The sequence below is a fragment of the Rosistilla oblonga genome (assembly GCF_007751715.1).
Lineage (GTDB): Bacteria > Planctomycetota > Planctomycetia > Pirellulales > Pirellulaceae > Rosistilla > Rosistilla oblonga.
In genome coordinates this window covers 6,907,361-6,923,751 of record NZ_CP036292.1, presented here as the reverse complement: position 1 = coordinate 6,923,751, position 16,391 = coordinate 6,907,361, and the positions used below count along the sequence as shown (strand labels likewise).

Sequence of the window (16,391 nt, the reverse complement as noted above, 5' to 3'; positions counted from 1 at the left end):
CCGGCTACCGTCTGCGATCCCTGCGGGACTCGGTGCATCGATCGTGGCCGCAACGCGGCCCCAGAAGGTAGCCGGTGGTTTGAGCGTAGCGAATACCACCGGAACCGAATCGCGAAATCGAATGCCGCCCCCGACGGGGGCGTACAGCGAACTGCGCTCCCTGCGGGAGCGTCGCACGCGGTGGGCGTTGTGTTCCGGAGGTGCGCCGCGGCGCGGCGACCTCCGGCTACCGTCTGCGGTCCCTGCGGGACTCGGTGCATCGATCGTGGCCGTAACGTGCTCGCACCCAATGCAGGTGCCGGGCCGAAGGCCAGGCGATGTGTTCGCCGATCGATCCGAACTCAGCAAATTGCCGGGCCGTTGGCCCTACCGATCGAATGCTGCGATCGCCTAGCCCAGGCCGTTGGCCTGGGCTAGGCAAATTGCTGGAGCTTCGCCCCGCCAAACCAAACTAGGCTCCCAACGTTCCGGCGGCCCATGGACCGCGAAGCGGCCTCAGAAGGTAGCCGGTGGTTTGAGCGCAGCGAATACCACCGGAACCTGGTCGTAAATCAAACGCCGCCCCCGACGGGGGCGCAGATCGATCTGCGATCCCTTCGGGAGCGTTGCACTGGATGTAGTCGAAATACGCCGAGATTAACTGTCTCGTGGTAACGGGCAGGTTTCATCGCTGTAAACCTATTTGAACAAGGGGTCAAGGGGCGATTTTCGGTACCTTTTGCGATCTGCGGCAATCTCAAGTCGTCTGTCCCTAATCGCTGGGTTGTATGGATTTCGCTTGCTGTGGGCCACTCTTTAGGTATATTGCGGTTGCGCTGGATGGGTGGCTGCGATGGGCGGCTGGCGAGCGTCACTCGTGTTAACACTTGAACGTTCTGTACTGGAGGGAGCTAAAGGCCATCATGGAATCCCCCGCAGAGCCCCCCAACGCCTTGCGATCGGTGCATACGTCGAATCTGCCCGAGATCTTGGATCAGCTTGGGATTTCGATTCTCGTGACGACCTACCAGTCGGGCAAGCTGGTGATGTTGCGGCCAGAGGCGGGCGTTCTGAACACGCACTTCCGTGTGTTCGAGAAACCGATGGGCCTGGCTGTCGAGCCGAACCGGTTGGCGATCGGGTCGTCGATGCAGGTCTGGGAATTCCACAACATTCCCGCCGCTGCTGCCAAGCTGGACCCGGCAGTCAACGATGCTTGCTTTCTGCCTCGCGTTGCACATTGGACCGGCGATATTCAGATTCACGAGATGGCGTGGGTCGATGACGACGTCGTCTTCATCAACACGCTGTTCTCCTGTTTGGCTCGCCGCAGCGGCATCTATAACTTTGAACCCGTCTGGCGCCCTCCCTTCATCACCAAATACATCCCCGGTGACTGCTGTCATCTGAACGGCCTGGCCGTTCGCGACAACCGGATTCGCTACGTCTCGGCACTGGGTGAAACCGATGAGCCCGCTGGTTGGCGTGTGAATAAGAAGGATGGCGGACTGTTGATCGATCTCGACACCAACGAGATCATCGCCCGTGGGCTCTCGATGCCCCATTCGCCCCGTTGGTACGACGGCAAGTTGTTCGTCTTGCATTCGGGGACCGGCGGGTTCGGCACGATCGACATGGGCACGGGCAAATACGAATCGATCGTCGAATTGCCTGGGTTCACGCGAGGTCTGTCATTCCACGGTCCGCTGGCCTTCATCGGTCTGTCACAAGTTCGTGAGGCGGCGGTGTTTGGTGGCGTGCCGATTGCCGAACGCGATTTATCCGAACGGATCTGCGGTGTCTGGGTGGTGAATATCCAGACCGGCGAGATCGTTGCGTTTGTCAAGTTTGAAGACGCCGTCCAAGAGATCTTTGCCGTCGAGGTCTTGGTCGGTTCCCGTTACCCCGAACTCGTCAACGAGGATCGCCAGTTGCTGGCCGGTTCGTTTGAATTACCCGATCACGCCTTGGCTGATGTTCCGCCGGAGCTTCGCAAATAAATCGCGACAGGTGTGGCGTCATACGAAACGTCTCGCTGTCATATCCCTAAGACATCGTTGTTGTTAACGCCGAGATATTGAGACACTGCCATGAAAAAACGACGAAAATTAAATCGCAAGTCTTTCACCGCATCACGTCGTTTGCGCGTTGAGACGCTGGAGAGTCGGCGGTTGCTGGCGGTCTTCAATGTCACCACTTTCGATGACGTCGTCGCGGCGTCCGACGGAGTGCTTAGTCTGCGCGAAGCGATCGATGCGGCCAATAGTTCGCCTGGTGCGGACGAGATCACGTTTTCCGAAACCGTCGCTCAGCCGATCGTGCTGGGGCTTGGCGAATTGACGATCACCGACACGGTTACGATCACTGGCTCCGGGCAAGCAACGACTGTGATCGATGCAAATCAGCAATCGCGAGTGCTGAATGTCGTCGGAGAATCGGTCGACGTAACGCTGCAGCAAATGACGCTGACCGGTGGCCGCACGACCGGTTCGAATGAATTCATAAACGGTTCGAGGGAAACGACACACAGCGGAGGTGGGATCCGATTCGATTCGGCGGGCACGCTTGCCTTGGTCGACAGCACGCTGAGCGGCAATAGCACCACTGGGGAGAGTGCGAGCGGCGGTGGAATCTATTCGTACAGTGGTTCGGTGACGTTATCGGGTAGCACCTTGAGCGGCAACAGCACTGTTGGGGGAGTTGCGTTCGGCGGTGGTATCTACACGTATCGAGGTTCGGTGGCGTTAACAGACAGCGTGCTAAGCGGTAATAGTACCGCTGATAGCTGGGCGTTGGGCGGTGGGATCAGTACGTCGAGTGGTTCGGTGACGTTAACGGGTAGCACGTTAAGCGGCAACAGTACCGCTGGTGTCTGGGCGGTTGGCGGAGGAATCAGCACGGTTAGTGGTTCGGTGACGTTAATCGGCAGCACGTTAAGCGGCAACAGCACCGCTGGGGATAGTGCGAGTGGCGGTGGGGTCAGGACGGGCAGTGGCTCGGTGACGTTAACGGGTAGCACGTTAAGCGACAACAGAACCGGTGGGGATAATGCGGATGGCGGTGGAATCTATACGTCCAGCGGTTCGGTGACGATAACGGGTAGCACGTTGAGCGGCAACAGAACCGGTGGGGATTATGCGGATGGCGGAGGGTTGTGGTTTCGCGACTCAGCGGTCGGTGTCACTGGTAGTACGATCACGGGCAATGTCTCCTCGGGGCGGGGGGGCGGCATTGGCATGTTGGACGACGGTCGGGGGGAATCCCTGGCGATTCATAATTCAATCGTCGCAGGGAACATGGATGCTGGCGGCGTTGAGTCGGCACCCGATTTTGTTGCCCCTGACGATCCGGCCAACAACTTGGATGTCCGGTCGAGCCTGATCGGCGACTCGACAGGCACAAGTCTTTTCGATTCCTCCACGCCCGATTCCAATGGCAATGTGGTCGGAGTCGACTGGACGACGGTTCTAGCCAGCCACACAGTCGATGATCAGGTCGTTCCACTGTTGGTCGAGAATGGGGGCCCGATCCAGACGGTTGCCTTGTTGCCCAATGCCGAAACGACTACCAATCCGGCGATCGATGCGGGTGACAACGCGTTGGCCAAAGACCCGGCGGGTAACGACTTGACGACTGACGCCCGCGGCTTGCCGTTTGTCCGCATTGCGGGGGGCGGCGTCGACATGGGCGCTTACGAGTTGCAGCCTCTGCCCGTCGCCCCGTTTGTCGTCACGACCCATTTAGATGAACTGGATTACAGCAACAACAGCGGCGCCAACCCTCAAGTCAGTCTGCGTGAAGCGATCGCGCTTGCGAATGATTCGCCTGGTGCGGACGAGATCGCGTTTTCCGAAACCGTTACCCAGCCAATCGTGCTGGGGCTTGGCGAATTGACGATCACCGACACCGTTACGATCACTGGCTCTGGGCAAGCAACGACTGTGATCGATGCAAATCAGCAATCGCGAGTGCTGAATGTCGTCGGAGAATCGGTCGACGTAACGCTGCAGCAAATGACGCTGACCGGTGGCCGCACGACCGGTTCGAATGAATTCATAAACGGTACGAGGGAAACGACACACAGCGGAGGTGGGATCCGATTCGATTCGACAGGCACGCTTGCCTTGGTCGACAGCACCCTGAGCGGCAATAGCACCACCGGGGAGAGTGCTCGCGGCGGTGGAATCTATGCGAAGAGTGGTTCGGTGACCTTAACGGGGAGCACGCTGAGCGACAACTACACCGTTGCGGAATATGCAGGGGGCGGCGGAATCTCTACGGACATTGGTCCGGTGACGTTAACGGGCAGCACGTTGAGCGGCAACTACACCTTTGCGGAATATGCAGGGGGCGGCGGAATCTCTACGTACAGTGGTGCGGTGACGTTAACGGGCAGCACGTTGAGCGGCAACTACACCTTTGCGGATTTTGTAGGGGGCGGCGGAATCGATTCCTGGAACGGTTCGGTGTCGTTGACCGGTAGCACGCTGAGCGGCAACAGCAATGCTGGGTATGGTGCTGCTGGCGGTGGAGTCTTTGCGTGGAACGGTTCGGTGATGCTGATGGGTAGCACGTTGAGCGGCAACAGCAACACGGGGGATCTTGCTTCTGGCGGCGGAATCTTTACATACGCCGGCTTGGTGACGTTAACGAACAGCACGTTGAGCGGTAACAGAAACACGGGGTTTTCTGCTCTTGGGGGAGGAATCTTTTCATCGAACGGTTCGGTGAAGTTAACGGGCAGCACGCTTGCAGGTAATGTTACCTCGCGTGAGGGGGGCGGTATCGTTTTCAGTGGACAGAACTCCTCTTATATTACGTCCCTGACGCTCGACAATTCGATCGTCGCTGGGAATTTGGATGACGGTACGGCTCCCGATTTTCTTGCCCCTGACGATTCGGATATCAACCTGCATATCCTGTCGAGTCTGATCGGCGACTCGACAGGCACAAGTTTTGTCGATCCTTCCTCGCCTGATCTCATTGGCAGCGTGATCGGAGTCGACTGGACGACGGTCCTGGCCAGCCACATGGTCGATGGACAGGTCGTTCCGCTGTTGACCGACAATGGCGGCCCGGTTCAGACGGTTGCCTTGTTGCCCAATACCGAAACGACTACCAATCCGGCGATCGATGCGGGGAACAACGCGGTGGGCACCGACTTGTTAACCGATGCCCGCGGCTTGCCTCGAATCACCGATGGTGATGGAGATGGTACGGCAACCGTCGACATGGGGGCATTTGAATCTCCAGGCGACGTTATCATCCCGCCAGATATCACCGCGCCCGTCATTACTTCGCCATCGCCCGCCACGCTGGAAGCGACATCGGCAACGGGTGTCGACCGTTCGTCGCAGGCAGTTCAGGATTTCCTTAACGGGTTTGCGATTGATGATGACAACGATCCGAATCCAACCGTCGTCAACGATGCTCCCGCAACACTGCCGCTGGGAACCACCTCGGTTACCGTAACCGCAACCGACGCCTCGGGGAATGCTTCTCAGGCGTCGGTCAATCTGACCGTCGTGGACACTACGGCCCCGTCGGTCACGGCGCCACCGAACCTGACTATCGAAGCGGATACCGCTACGGGCGCGTCGGTCGCGCAGCAGGAGATCATCGATTTTCTCAGTGCAGCAACGGCCACCGACATTGTCGATGCCAGCGTGACAATCACCAACGATTTTTCCGCTGTGGGGGAATTGCCGGTCGGTGTGACTACGGTATCTTTCACCGGTACTGATGATTCTGGCAATCAAGCGACTGTCACAGCGCAAATCACGGTCAATGGATCGTCTGCTTCCACGTTGGACTTTGGCGATGCACCCACCAGTTTCCCTGTGACCGAAGCTCAAGACGGCGCGCGGCACACGGTCGGCGATCTGTTCCTTGGCAGCAGCGTAGGTGCGGAGTTCGATGGAGTTGCCAGTCCGACGGCTTCGAGCGACACGGGCGACGACGGCGTGACCTCCTTAGCGACAGCAATCGCCAGCAGCACCTCCGCCACGCGCAGCAGTTTGGCTGTCGTTGCATCGGCCGCAGGTAAGTTGGACGCCTGGATCGACTTCAACAGCGATGGAACATGGCAAGCTGCTGAGCAGATTTTCGACAGTGTCGACGTCTCGGTTGGCGCAAATACGCTCAGTTATCAAGTTCCTGCCGGCGCGACGGTCGGCGGCGCGGCGGCGCGTTTCCGATTGAGTTCCGCCGGCGGCTTGAATGTCACCGGAGCGGCCAGCGACGGCGAAGTCGAAGACTACGTGACGACGCTCACCGCCGTGGACAGCAGCGCCGTCAACGTGACATCGATCACTCCCGGCAGTGTGACGATCGAAGAGAGCGACAGCGACATGATTGTCCGCGAAGGGAGTACGATCTTATTCCAAGGTCCCGCCGCCAGCCTGGCCGTGCTCGACTTCACCGGTACCGGCGGCGACGACACACTTTTATTAAACGCCAGCCTTGTCGATTTCCCAGGGACCGTCGGATTCGATGGTGGCACGGGGCGCGACATCTTGCAGGTCGGCGGCAGCGGCCAATCGATTGATACCAGCGATCTGCCCGCAGGTAGTATCAAGGGGGTGGAGGTGCTCGATTTGCGAGGGACCGGGGAGAACCACCTCTCCCTTAGCGAGCAGGATGTTTCGGCGATCCCCGACGCCGGGCAGACGCTCAGAGTTGTCAAGGATTTTGGCGACACGATCACCTTCCGCAGCGGAACGTTTAAGATCGACAGTTCCCGAGTCGAGGATGGTCAATTGATCATCGCGGCCCAATCAGCTTCCAGCACGATCGAATTCTCCGGTGAAGGTTGGACCAACCCGCTGAATCGCTTGGACGTTGACGGTTCCGGGACGCTTGAACCGCTCGATGTTTTGCTGATCCTGAATGAACTGGGACGCAAGAGCTACGTTCAGCCTGGCACCTCGACGCTGGTTGCTCCCGAATCGTTGGGTGGATCGTTCCCGATGAAGTTCTACGATACCTCGGGGGATAACGAAGTTGCACCGATCGACGCGCTGCGGATTATCAATGCCCTCGGCCGCGGCGAAGGCAAAGCACCTACGGGTGAAGCATTTTTGTCGATCTCCGCATTGCCATCGGTGAACCAAGAGACCGATGAAGAAGACCAACGCGAATCGGTCGATCTCGCGATCCTGCAATGGTTGGGCGAACGTTAAACGGATTTGTCCGGGACTGTTTCTGGTTTCGTTTAGTGCGACCGTTACCGGTTCGTGCCATGGGGTTTAGCGTTGGATTGGACGGGGACTGGCCTGGCCTTGCGGTTGCCCCCATCGACCGCAACGCGGGCGCATCCGCTGCGGATTCAGGGCCGAAGGCCAGGCGATTTGCCTAGCCCTGGCCAGCGGCCTGGGGCCCCGCCGCACGCGAACATCGAGAGGGCCAACGGCCAATGGACCGCGAAGCGGCCTCAGAAGGTAGCCGGTGGTTTGAGCGTAGCGAACACCACCGGAACGATTCGCGAAATCAAACGCCGCCCCGGACGGGGGCGCATGTTGATCTGCGCTCCCTCCGGGAGCGTCGCGCATGTTGGGCGTTGTGTTCCGGAGGTGCGCCGCGGCGCGGCGACCTCCGGCTACCATCGGCGATCCCTGCGGGAACGCCGCGCTGAACATAACCGCAACGCGGTTGCATCCGCTCCGGTGGGCAAACCAACGGCCTCGGGCGGCTACCAGGAGCCCGATAAGATTTCGGGGGGCAGTTGGTGTCGTGGGGACTGGTCGCGGAGAGATTGCAGGGCGAGTTCGGCTTGTTCTCGCATCAACTGAGTCATCTCGGGGGCTCGCGACGCGATGTCGTTGCTGTCGAAACGGTCGTCCGGTTTGCGGAACAGCCCGGCTTCGGTTCCCGAGAGGCAGAGGTTCCACCATGGGGTTTGGAGGCTTGCGACCTCGCCGTTGCCATCGATCGCGGTTGCCCAGTTGGTCGGCGATTGAGCGTCGGTCCAACCGGCTGGTGTGGCGTCGTTCAGTAGGCCCGCGGGGGACTGGTCCATCCAGCTGTGGATCGTGGAGGCCATCTCCCACGGTTGGCAGATCCGGATCGAACGGATTGGATCGCGTTGGGGGATGCGGATGATCAGCGGCACGTGTAGCGAAGCGCTGCGATGGTCGTCGGTCGCCAGCCCGAAGCGATTGTTTTCGCCAAGAGGCATGCCGCCGGTGCCGATCACGATCAGCAGCGTTTCGTCGCATGCGGGGCTTGAATCGATCGCGTCGACTAACACTCCGATCAAGAGGTCCAGCAGGCGGACTTGCCCGCCGTAAAGCGTCATCCAGCCCAGCATCTCATCGGGCTCGAGGGGATCCTGCCCCGTTAGCTCTGGGGGCGACGTTTGCTCCGGCAGCTGCATTTCATCGTCGGCGTGGCAGAGCGAACGGGGGGCGTCCCAGCATCGCGGCAGGCTCGCCGCATGCAGCCAGCAGAGCTTTTGGGTGCTGTCGCTGATCGCATCGATCCCGGCGGCAAACAGATTTGCCAGCGACGTCTCTTCGACTTCTTCGCACGCAGCGGCGGGGACCTCGAACGGGACGACGATTTGGTTTTCGAACGACTTTGCCAACGGCAGATCGCCTACGGCGGGAGAGTCGGTGATCAGCGTCGATCCGGTGGAATCGAACGGAGCTGCCGACGAGGCGCCTGCGGCGGTGTGAGTTCCCGAAAGCATCGAGCAAAGCGAAGCGATCGGGTCGAGCGAATCGGCGTAGCAGCGCTCGAAGACCAGCGATCTGGCGGCCAGTTGGTTGAGGTTGGGGGTCGGTTGCCACGAGCAGCCGTAGGGTTGCAGGCTGGCTGGGGCAAACCCATCGACAGAGAGAACGATGGCGCGAGCGGGCATAGGGGATGAAGACTTCAAAGCGACCTGAGGGGCGAGCGGCAAGCCTGCAGCGATCCGACACCGCGGCGTCGCATGCGGGTGGCGACATCTTAATATATAGGACAACGTATCGCGCGGGCCGATTCCCCGGAGAGTTGGGGAGCCGGTACGACAGCGGAGCATATTATATCGCGAAGCGGGCAGGGGTAAGACGCCCGCTGGATCAGGCTTCGTGCGAGATCGTTGGGCTGGAACCGCTGTCGCGGGTGAGTTTTTCGATGATCGTGTAGCTGTCGCGATGCATCCAGCGACGCAGGAATCCAGCCAATCGCAGGCCTGGATCGGCCGAATCGATGATGTGTTCCCTGCCCCGCCGCGTCTTCAGCAGCAGTCGGCCGTCGGAGAATACCTGTTTGACGACCCAATATTTTTCGACGACGTACGAATACTGTTCACCCTTGGGAGAGGGGTGGACTTGTTGAGCGTGGGGCCCGGGAAGAGGCCCGGTTTTACTCTTGCGGTAAACGACCCAGTCGCCTGGCATATAGGTTGGACGTATCATGACCTTGCTCCGTGATTGAGAACAGGGGAAACCGACCGCCTTTAAATCATCTCTTGTTGCTTCGATTTCCGCTGCTTGCCAGTTGGTTCACGCCGGATGAAAACGGTTGCGTCGACCTGGCATACCTCTATGATGTTGTTGATAATGAGTTTTGGCAAAGGCAATACGCTATAAAACCAAGGTGTTTAACCGTGTTTTCACAATTCGACCTGCTAGGCATCACAACCGAAGCTGCCTTGTTTCTCGGTTTCGTCATTTTCTGCGTGTTCTTCGGCTTGATCGCGACCTTCTTCGGGCTGCGGTATGGCAAGCTGTGGTTCCAGGCGTGGATGAGCGGTGCCGATGTCAGCATCACTTCGTTGCTGCGGATGCATTTCTGCAAGGTCCATGCATCGACAATTGTTACCGCCAAGGTGATGGCGGCTCAGGCGGGCCTCGATATCAGCCCTCGCAGCGGCATTAGCACCCGCCGTTTGGAAGCTCATTATCTCGCCGGTGGCAACGTGATGAACATCATCAACGCGATCATCGCCGCTCACCGAGCGAACATCCCGTTGGTCTTCGATCAAGCCGCGGCGATCGATCTGGCCGGCCGCGATGTCTTGGATGCGGTACGTACCAGCGTCTATCCGAAGGTCATCGACTGTCCCGATCCCAAGCGCAGCGGCAAGACGACGCTTAGCGCGATCTCGATGGACGGTGTCGAATTGCGAGTTCGGGCGCGCGTCACGGTCCGGACGAATCTGGAGCAATTGATCGGCGGAGCGACCGAAGAGACGATCATCGCGCGGGTTGGCGAGAGCATCATCAGTTCGTTGGGATCGTCCAAGTCGCACTCGATGGTTCTGGAGAATCCCGACTTGATCACACGAGCTGTGCTCAGCCGCGGACTCGACGCGCACACCGCGTTCGAGATCGTCTCGATCGATATCGCCGACATCGACGTCGGCGAGAACATCGGCGCTCGCTTGCAAGCCGATCAAGCCGAAGCCGACACGCGTGTGGCTCGCGCCAACGCCGAACGACGCCGCGCCGAAGCGGTTGCTGTCGAGCAAGAGAACAAGGCCAAGGTCGCTGAAAACCGAGCCCGTTTGGTGCTGTCCGAATCGGAGGTGCCGCAAGCGATGGCCGAAGCGTTTCGTGGCGGTCGGATCACCGTAGGCGAAAGTAATGGCCGGATCTGAAGCTGAGGGTTCCCTCGCGCCGCGGCGCAATGAGCGCGTCGAGTTTCCCGGCGGCAATGGTTTTCCGTTGGCGGGTATCATCGAGATGCCCAGCACCCCGCCGATCGCGCGGGCTACCTTTTCGCACTGCTTTACCTGCGGCAAGGATCTGAAGACGATCGTCCGGTTGAGCCGCTTGTTGGCGCAGCGTGGGATCGTCGTGCTGCGGTTTGATATGACCGGGATCGGCGACAGCCGAGGGGACTTTGCGGAGACCAATTTCGAAACCAACCTCGCCGACCTGCGGGCCGCTGTCGAATATTTTGATTCGCGGTTCGATCTGCCCGCGTTCCTGATCGGCCACAGTTTTGGCGGAGCGGCTTCGCTGGCGCTAACCGACAAATTGGATTCGATTCGCGGCACGGTCAGCATCGCCGCACCAAGCGACATCTGGCACCTGGCCGATACGATGCTGCGGATGAACCCCGCGATCGAAGTCGATGGTGAGGGGCAGGTGACGATCGGCGGGCGGTCGTTTACGATCCGCAAACCGACGCTGGATCAATGGCGGCAGTACGATCTGGAATCGACGATCGCTGCGATCCGTAAACCGATCCTGGCGTTGCACTCGCCGACCGATGAGACGGTTGGTTACGAAAGCGTCTCGCAGATCGTGCCTCGCCACGACGGTGAAGCCTCCGATTCGCCGCTGCCTCGCAGCCTGATCACGCTTCCCGGATCGGATCACTTGCTTTTAAAGAACCCTCGCGACTTGGAGTTTGCCGCGACGGTGATCGCCGGATGGATCGAGCGTCACGCGCACGACGCCGGCTAGCGGTTGTCGACCACGCGCCGCGCCTTGGCTTCGAAGCGTGGCAGCGAACCTTCGGGAACGATTTTGATTGCGATCCGCAATCCGATCGCCGTTTCAAATTGTTTGCCGATCCGCTGCGGATCGTTCTGCGGATCCTCGACCTCGACGCTCACCTGGTCCATCTCTCCCTGTTTGCTCAACAGGATCCGAAACTCGCCGAGTTCGGGGATGCTGCGGATCACGCGTTCGATGCTGCTGGGAAAAACGTTGACGCCGCGGACCACTACCATGTCGTCGGCTCGCCCCAGAACGCCTCCCTCCAGACGGACGAACCGGCATTCGTCGGAATGTTCCCAGCTGGGGCGGACGAGGTCGCCCGTGCGGTAGCGGATGATCGGAGCGCCGATGCGGCCGAGGTTGGTCAGCACCAGTTCGCTCAGCTGGCCCTCGGCGGCGGGAGTCCCATCCTCCAACAAGAACTCCGCGATGAATTCGGTTTCGATCACGTGCAGCGACGTGCCGTCGGCGGTGCCGAAGCCCCAAGGGCCGATTTCAGTCGCACCGCTGTGGTCGATCACTTTGGCGCCCCAAGCAGCTTCGATCCGCTGGCGGACCTCGGGAATCGATCCGCCCGGTTCACCCGCCACGATCACACATCGGATCGCCGACGATTCGATCGGGATCGATTCGTCGCGGGCGACTTCCGCCATATGCAGCGCGTAGGTCGGCGTGCAGCAGAGGATCGTGGCAGCGGAATCTTGCAGCAACGTCAACCGCGCCGCTGTCGAAAGGCCTCCGCCGGGGATCACCATCGCGCCGCGAGCCGCCAGCGCATCGTTGGCACTCCAGAAACCGATGAAGGGGCCAAACGAAAACGCCATGAAGGCGCGGTCGTCAGCTGTCACATCAGCGGCATCGAGTACAAACTGCCAGGTATCGATCCACCATTGCCAATCGTCCGCGGTATCCAACAGCGGCAGCGGCCGGCCCGTCGTCCCACTGGTTCGATGCAGTCGGATGTAACGCGATGCATCGAAGGTATGGAAGCGTGGCGGAAACATGTCTCCCGCAGCGATCAGGTCGGCTTTGGAAAGCGTCGGCAGGTGACGCAGTTCGCCGAGCGCTTGCAGCGGGAACTGGATGTCGTCTAGTCGGTCGTCGTGGAATGAATTCTGCGGAAGGATCGCTTCGATCAAGCGATTGAACCGCTCGATCTGCATCGCTTCGAGCAGGTCGCGACGGAGCCGCGTGAAGGAGAGCCGATCGGTAGCGTCGTAGGTTAGCATGATCGCAACGATACAAATAAAGATGGCATCGAACAAGCTTGTGGCGTTCGCCCGGTGGGACAACGGCGTGAAGCGTTTTTGTAAGCGGTTTGCCTATTTTAGCCGTAGCGGAAGTCGTCAAGACTTTCGATCCACGGCCGGTACCCACTGAAACTCTGGGCGAGTTCCGCCGTGAAATGCTTCACAGCGTGGCCAATTGGGGCATAATAGGATTGGAATTATGGAGTCTTTTAGAGGATTCAGGGTCACTGAACGGGTAGATCTCTTTTCACGAGCCATTCGATTCGACATGATTTCAATCAGGAACACGGTTTTTGTCGGGCATGTTTTGCATCGCCGCGGAGCCATAATTTACCGATCACTATCGATCCATTGAAGGAAACTGCGTTGAGTAATTTGTCTGGCAAACGAGCGTTGATCAGCGGAGCGAGTCGTGGCATTGGGTCGGCGGCGGCCATCGAACTAGCGCGGGCTGGGGCGGATGTTGTGATCAATTACTTCAGCAACGCCGACGAGGCCGAAGCGACTTGCAAACGCTGTCGCGAATTTGGTGTGCGCGCCGAAAGCATTCAAGCAGACACCGGCGAACAAGCCGATTGCGAGCGGCTTGTCGCCGAAGCATGGGATCGGATGGGCGGCCTGGAGATTGTGGTTTCGAATGCCGCGTACAGTGATCGCGAACTTTTCTATCGCGCCAATCTGGATGGTTTTCGGCGAACGATCGATGTCACGATGTGGGGACCGTTCTACCTGCTTCGGGCGGCCAGTTTGAAGATGATCGATGCCGGCACCCAGGGGAGCATCGTAATCGTCAGTTCGCCACACGCGGTCCAGGCGATGCCTGGCGCGATGGCGTACAACATGGCCAAAGCCGCGATCGATCAGATGGCGCGAACCGCCGCTGTCGAACTGGCTCAGCATCGGATCCGCGTCAATATCTTGCATCCCGGCTGGATCGACACTCCCGGAGAACGGAAGTTCTTCAGCGAACAGACGCTGCAGGAAAAGGGGGCTGAATTGCCATGGGGCCGTTTGGGGCAGCCGCAAGAGATCGGTCGTGGGATCGTCTTCTTGAGCGATCCGGCCAGTGAATACGTCACCGGCAGTACGCTGACAATCGACGGCGGCATCCAGTTGCCGTGGCGCGACATGTTCCGCATCGATGAAAAGCCGCAGTCCGTCTAATCCAGCTTGGCAGTTCCCGTGTCGACCGCGACACGTATCTTGTCGGCTTCCTTTTCGTAACACCCCGACCACAGCATTACCCTATGTCCGATGAACCACGCCTAATTCTGGTCGTTGACGACAGTGCGACCCAGTTGGCTCAGATGCGGATGCTGCTGGAGAAGGCGGGCTATCGAACGTTGACAGCGGACGATGGCGAGCAGGCTCTTTCGGTCGCTCGCGAACACAACCCCGATCTGGTCGTCACCGATCTCGAGATGCCCGGCATGTCGGGGCTCGATCTGGTGATGATGCTGAACATGGAATCGCCGCAGTTGCCCGTCGTGCTAACGACCTCGCGCGGCAGCGAAGAGCTGGCGGTCGAAGCGTTGCAGGCCGGAGCGGCCAGTTATGTCCCCAAACGCAATTTGGCAAAAGACCTCGCCGACACGATCGAACGGACGATTTCGGTCGCCGATTCCGAACGCCAGCGATTGTCGTTCGCCAAGTATATTCGGACCGTTGCGATCGAGTTGGAACTGACGAACGACGACACGCTGTTGTCGCAGATCCTGGCTCGTCTGGAGGCCCCGTTGGTCGAACTGGGGATCGTCACCGAAGCGACCCGGATGCACATCGGGATCGCGCTCGATGAAGCGCTGCGTAACGCCATGATCCATGGAAACCTGGAGGTGCCCAGTTCGCTTCGCGATGAGAGCTGCGGGCAGGCGTACATCGATCTGATCCAAGCCCGTTTGAAGGACGAACAATACGCGTCGCGACGCGTCTTTGTCTCGTTGACCGCGAACCCTGAACAGGCGGTCTTTGTGATCACCGATCAAGGTCCTGGTTTTGATGTCAACAGCTTGCCCGATCCGACCGATCCCGAGAATTGGGAAGCTGTCAGCGGCCGCGGCCTGCTGTTGATCCGGTCGTTTATGGACGAGGTCCAGCACAACGACGCGGGGAATCAAATCACGATGGTCAAGCTGCGCGTCGATCCCAATGCAGTCGACGATGACGACGACGATTGCTGCGATGACGACGACTGCTGTGGCGGCGAAGACTGTTGCAGCGAACCCAGCGACGGCCAATGCGATTGATCGCTTGGCGGTCAGTCGATTCGCTGGCGGATCTTTAGGTAGCGGTCGCCAGCGATGGGATCTCAGCTCGTTTGTTGGCGATCAAAACTTCACGTCGAAGCCCATCGACAACGTATCGCTGACCTGGGTGATCTCGACCGATGAACCCGGGATTGGGCCAGCGGGCGTTTGAATCGCTCCGGTGCTGGAATCCTCGAAGACGTGAACATAAGCCAGCGACATCGATAGCGCGTGGTTGACCGGCAGCGTCGCTCCGGTGGTGACTGCGTGATTCCAAAGCGCCGACGACAGCACGTTGAACCCGGTCTTGTCGTTGGAGATCGGCGACTGGCCAAAGTCGTAACCGGCTCGCAAGCTGACGCCGTTTTGGAATTCGCGTTGCAGTCCAAAGGCGACTCCGACGGTGCTGTCCCAACCCAGTCCCGGCACCGAACCGTCGGCTTGGAATGCCGCATCGTCGCCAAAGACCGATGCGTTGGCGTAGTCGATGTAGCGGACGTCGACAGCGCTGACCCAGCCTTCAAATCCGGTGAACGATGTGCCGAGGCTGATGATCATCGGATATTCCGGGTTGGCGGTGAGCGTCCGCGGCGCCCCGGTCTCTCCGGCCGATTGGAATTCAAACTCTTCAAACCACTGCTTGCTCTTGAACGAAGCGCCGAAGTTCCAGCCCGACTGCGTTTCGAGATAGACGCCGACTTGGAAGCCGAGCGCGTACCGCCAGCGTCCGTTCTGGGCGTCGGAATAGGTCGGCAGGCCGCCGTCGGCATTGTCGGGAGCCGCGAACAGTGCGGGTGCCAAGGCCAGATCGCCCATCGTGACGGTCGGAGCAAATCCGACCGATAGGCCGTCGATCAGTTGCACCGCGACGGTGGGGGCGATCTGCAGCAGGTTCAGCCGCGAGTAAGCGTTGCCGATTCCAAAACCGTTGGGTGGCTGAGGCGTCAGCAGTGGATTGGTTGCGCTGGCGGAGTAGTTGACTCCAAAACCGCCGATCGTAAAGACGCCCAGACCAAAGGCAAAATCCGAATCGGGCTCGGTGAAGACCAACGCAATCGTCGGCAGCACGGGAACGCCCGAATGACTGTCGCTGGAGCCCCCGATCGGGATTGCGGGGATGGCGGGGCCAAAAGCGTCGGCTGGCAGCGACGAATCGAGCGTCGTCCGCGTGTACAGGAACTCGGCGCCAAACATCATCTGCGAACTACTCAATGCGGTGATCGAGCCGGGGTTCCAGAGGAGGGCTCCCGCGGCGTCGATCGGGGCTGCTGTCGATGCACCTCCCATCGAGCGATTGATCGGGCCAGCACCGGGTAGCACGATCCCTTGAGCGAAGCTTGAACCGGCGATTAGACATGCCAAGGTGGTGATAAGTATCCGAGGAGTAATTTGATTTCGCATCTAATGCCCACTATAAAAACGAAGCCCATTGCGGGGGGGACGCCCCCATCCCCTGCCTCTGGTTGTTTCGGTAGCAACAT

10 protein-coding genes are annotated in these 16,391 nt (G+C 59.6%); 6 read left to right on the top strand and 4 right to left on the bottom strand.

Going from position 1 to position 16,391, the window contains the following annotated elements; translation table 11 throughout:
- Positions 1-902 precede the first annotated feature (902 nt).
- Positions 903-1,979, top strand: coding sequence for a TIGR03032 family protein (locus CA51_RS24440; protein ID WP_145123729.1), 1,077 nt, complete (start codon positions 903-905; stop codon positions 1,977-1,979).
- Positions 1,980-2,069: 90 nt separating this feature from the next.
- Complete coding sequence (locus CA51_RS24435) at positions 2,070-7,160, top strand: choice-of-anchor Q domain-containing protein (protein ID WP_145123728.1); 5,091 nt, start codon at positions 2,070-2,072, stop codon at positions 7,158-7,160.
- A gap of 509 nt (positions 7,161-7,669) precedes the next feature.
- Here the strand turns inward: CA51_RS24435 and CA51_RS24430 are convergent.
- Positions 7,670-8,839: an alkaline phosphatase family protein gene (locus CA51_RS24430; protein WP_145123727.1), complete on the bottom strand. Its 1,170-nt coding sequence runs from the start codon at positions 8,837-8,839 to the stop codon at positions 7,670-7,672.
- 202 nt (positions 8,840-9,041) lie between these two features.
- Positions 9,042-9,380, bottom strand: a complete 339-nt coding sequence (locus CA51_RS24425) for a hypothetical protein (protein WP_145123726.1) — start codon at positions 9,378-9,380, stop codon at positions 9,042-9,044.
- A gap of 254 nt (positions 9,381-9,634) precedes the next feature.
- Between CA51_RS24425 and floA the strand changes: the two genes are divergently transcribed.
- Together floA and CA51_RS24415 are read left to right on the top strand one after the other, a co-directional pair.
- Positions 9,635-10,564, top strand: a complete 930-nt coding sequence (floA, locus tag CA51_RS24420) for a flotillin-like protein FloA (protein ID WP_231746221.1) — start codon at positions 9,635-9,637, stop codon at positions 10,562-10,564.
- Entirely contained in the window at positions 10,551-11,378 is an 828-nt protein-coding gene (locus tag CA51_RS24415) for an alpha/beta hydrolase family protein (protein ID WP_145123725.1), read from the top strand. The genes floA and CA51_RS24415 overlap by 14 nt, the downstream gene beginning before the upstream one ends.
- Here CA51_RS24415 and CA51_RS24410 read toward each other — a convergent pair.
- Positions 11,375-12,643 carry a phenylacetate--CoA ligase family protein gene (locus CA51_RS24410; RefSeq protein WP_145123724.1) on the bottom strand — a complete coding sequence of 423 codons (1,269 nt, stop codon included), beginning with the start codon at positions 12,641-12,643 and terminating at the stop codon, positions 11,375-11,377. The two genes, CA51_RS24415 and CA51_RS24410, sit on opposite strands and share 4 nt — an antisense overlap.
- A gap of 387 nt (positions 12,644-13,030) precedes the next feature.
- Here CA51_RS24410 and CA51_RS24405 point away from each other — a divergent pair, with 387 nt between their 5' ends.
- Both CA51_RS24405 and CA51_RS24400 read left to right on the top strand, forming a co-directional pair.
- Positions 13,031-13,828 (top strand): SDR family NAD(P)-dependent oxidoreductase, encoded by a 798-nt coding sequence (locus CA51_RS24405; protein ID WP_145123723.1) that lies wholly within the window; start codon positions 13,031-13,033, stop codon positions 13,826-13,828.
- A gap of 83 nt (positions 13,829-13,911) precedes the next feature.
- Positions 13,912-14,910 carry an ATP-binding response regulator gene (locus CA51_RS24400; protein WP_145123722.1) on the top strand — a complete coding sequence of 333 codons (999 nt, stop codon included), beginning with the start codon at positions 13,912-13,914 and terminating at the stop codon, positions 14,908-14,910.
- 81 nt (positions 14,911-14,991) lie between these two features.
- Here the strand turns inward: CA51_RS24400 and CA51_RS24395 are convergent, their stop codons facing one another.
- Positions 14,992-16,272 carry an OmpP1/FadL family transporter gene (locus CA51_RS24395; RefSeq protein WP_231745879.1) on the bottom strand — a complete coding sequence of 427 codons (1,281 nt, stop codon included), beginning with the start codon at positions 16,270-16,272 and terminating at the stop codon, positions 14,992-14,994.
- Positions 16,273-16,391: the final 119 nt, after the last annotated feature.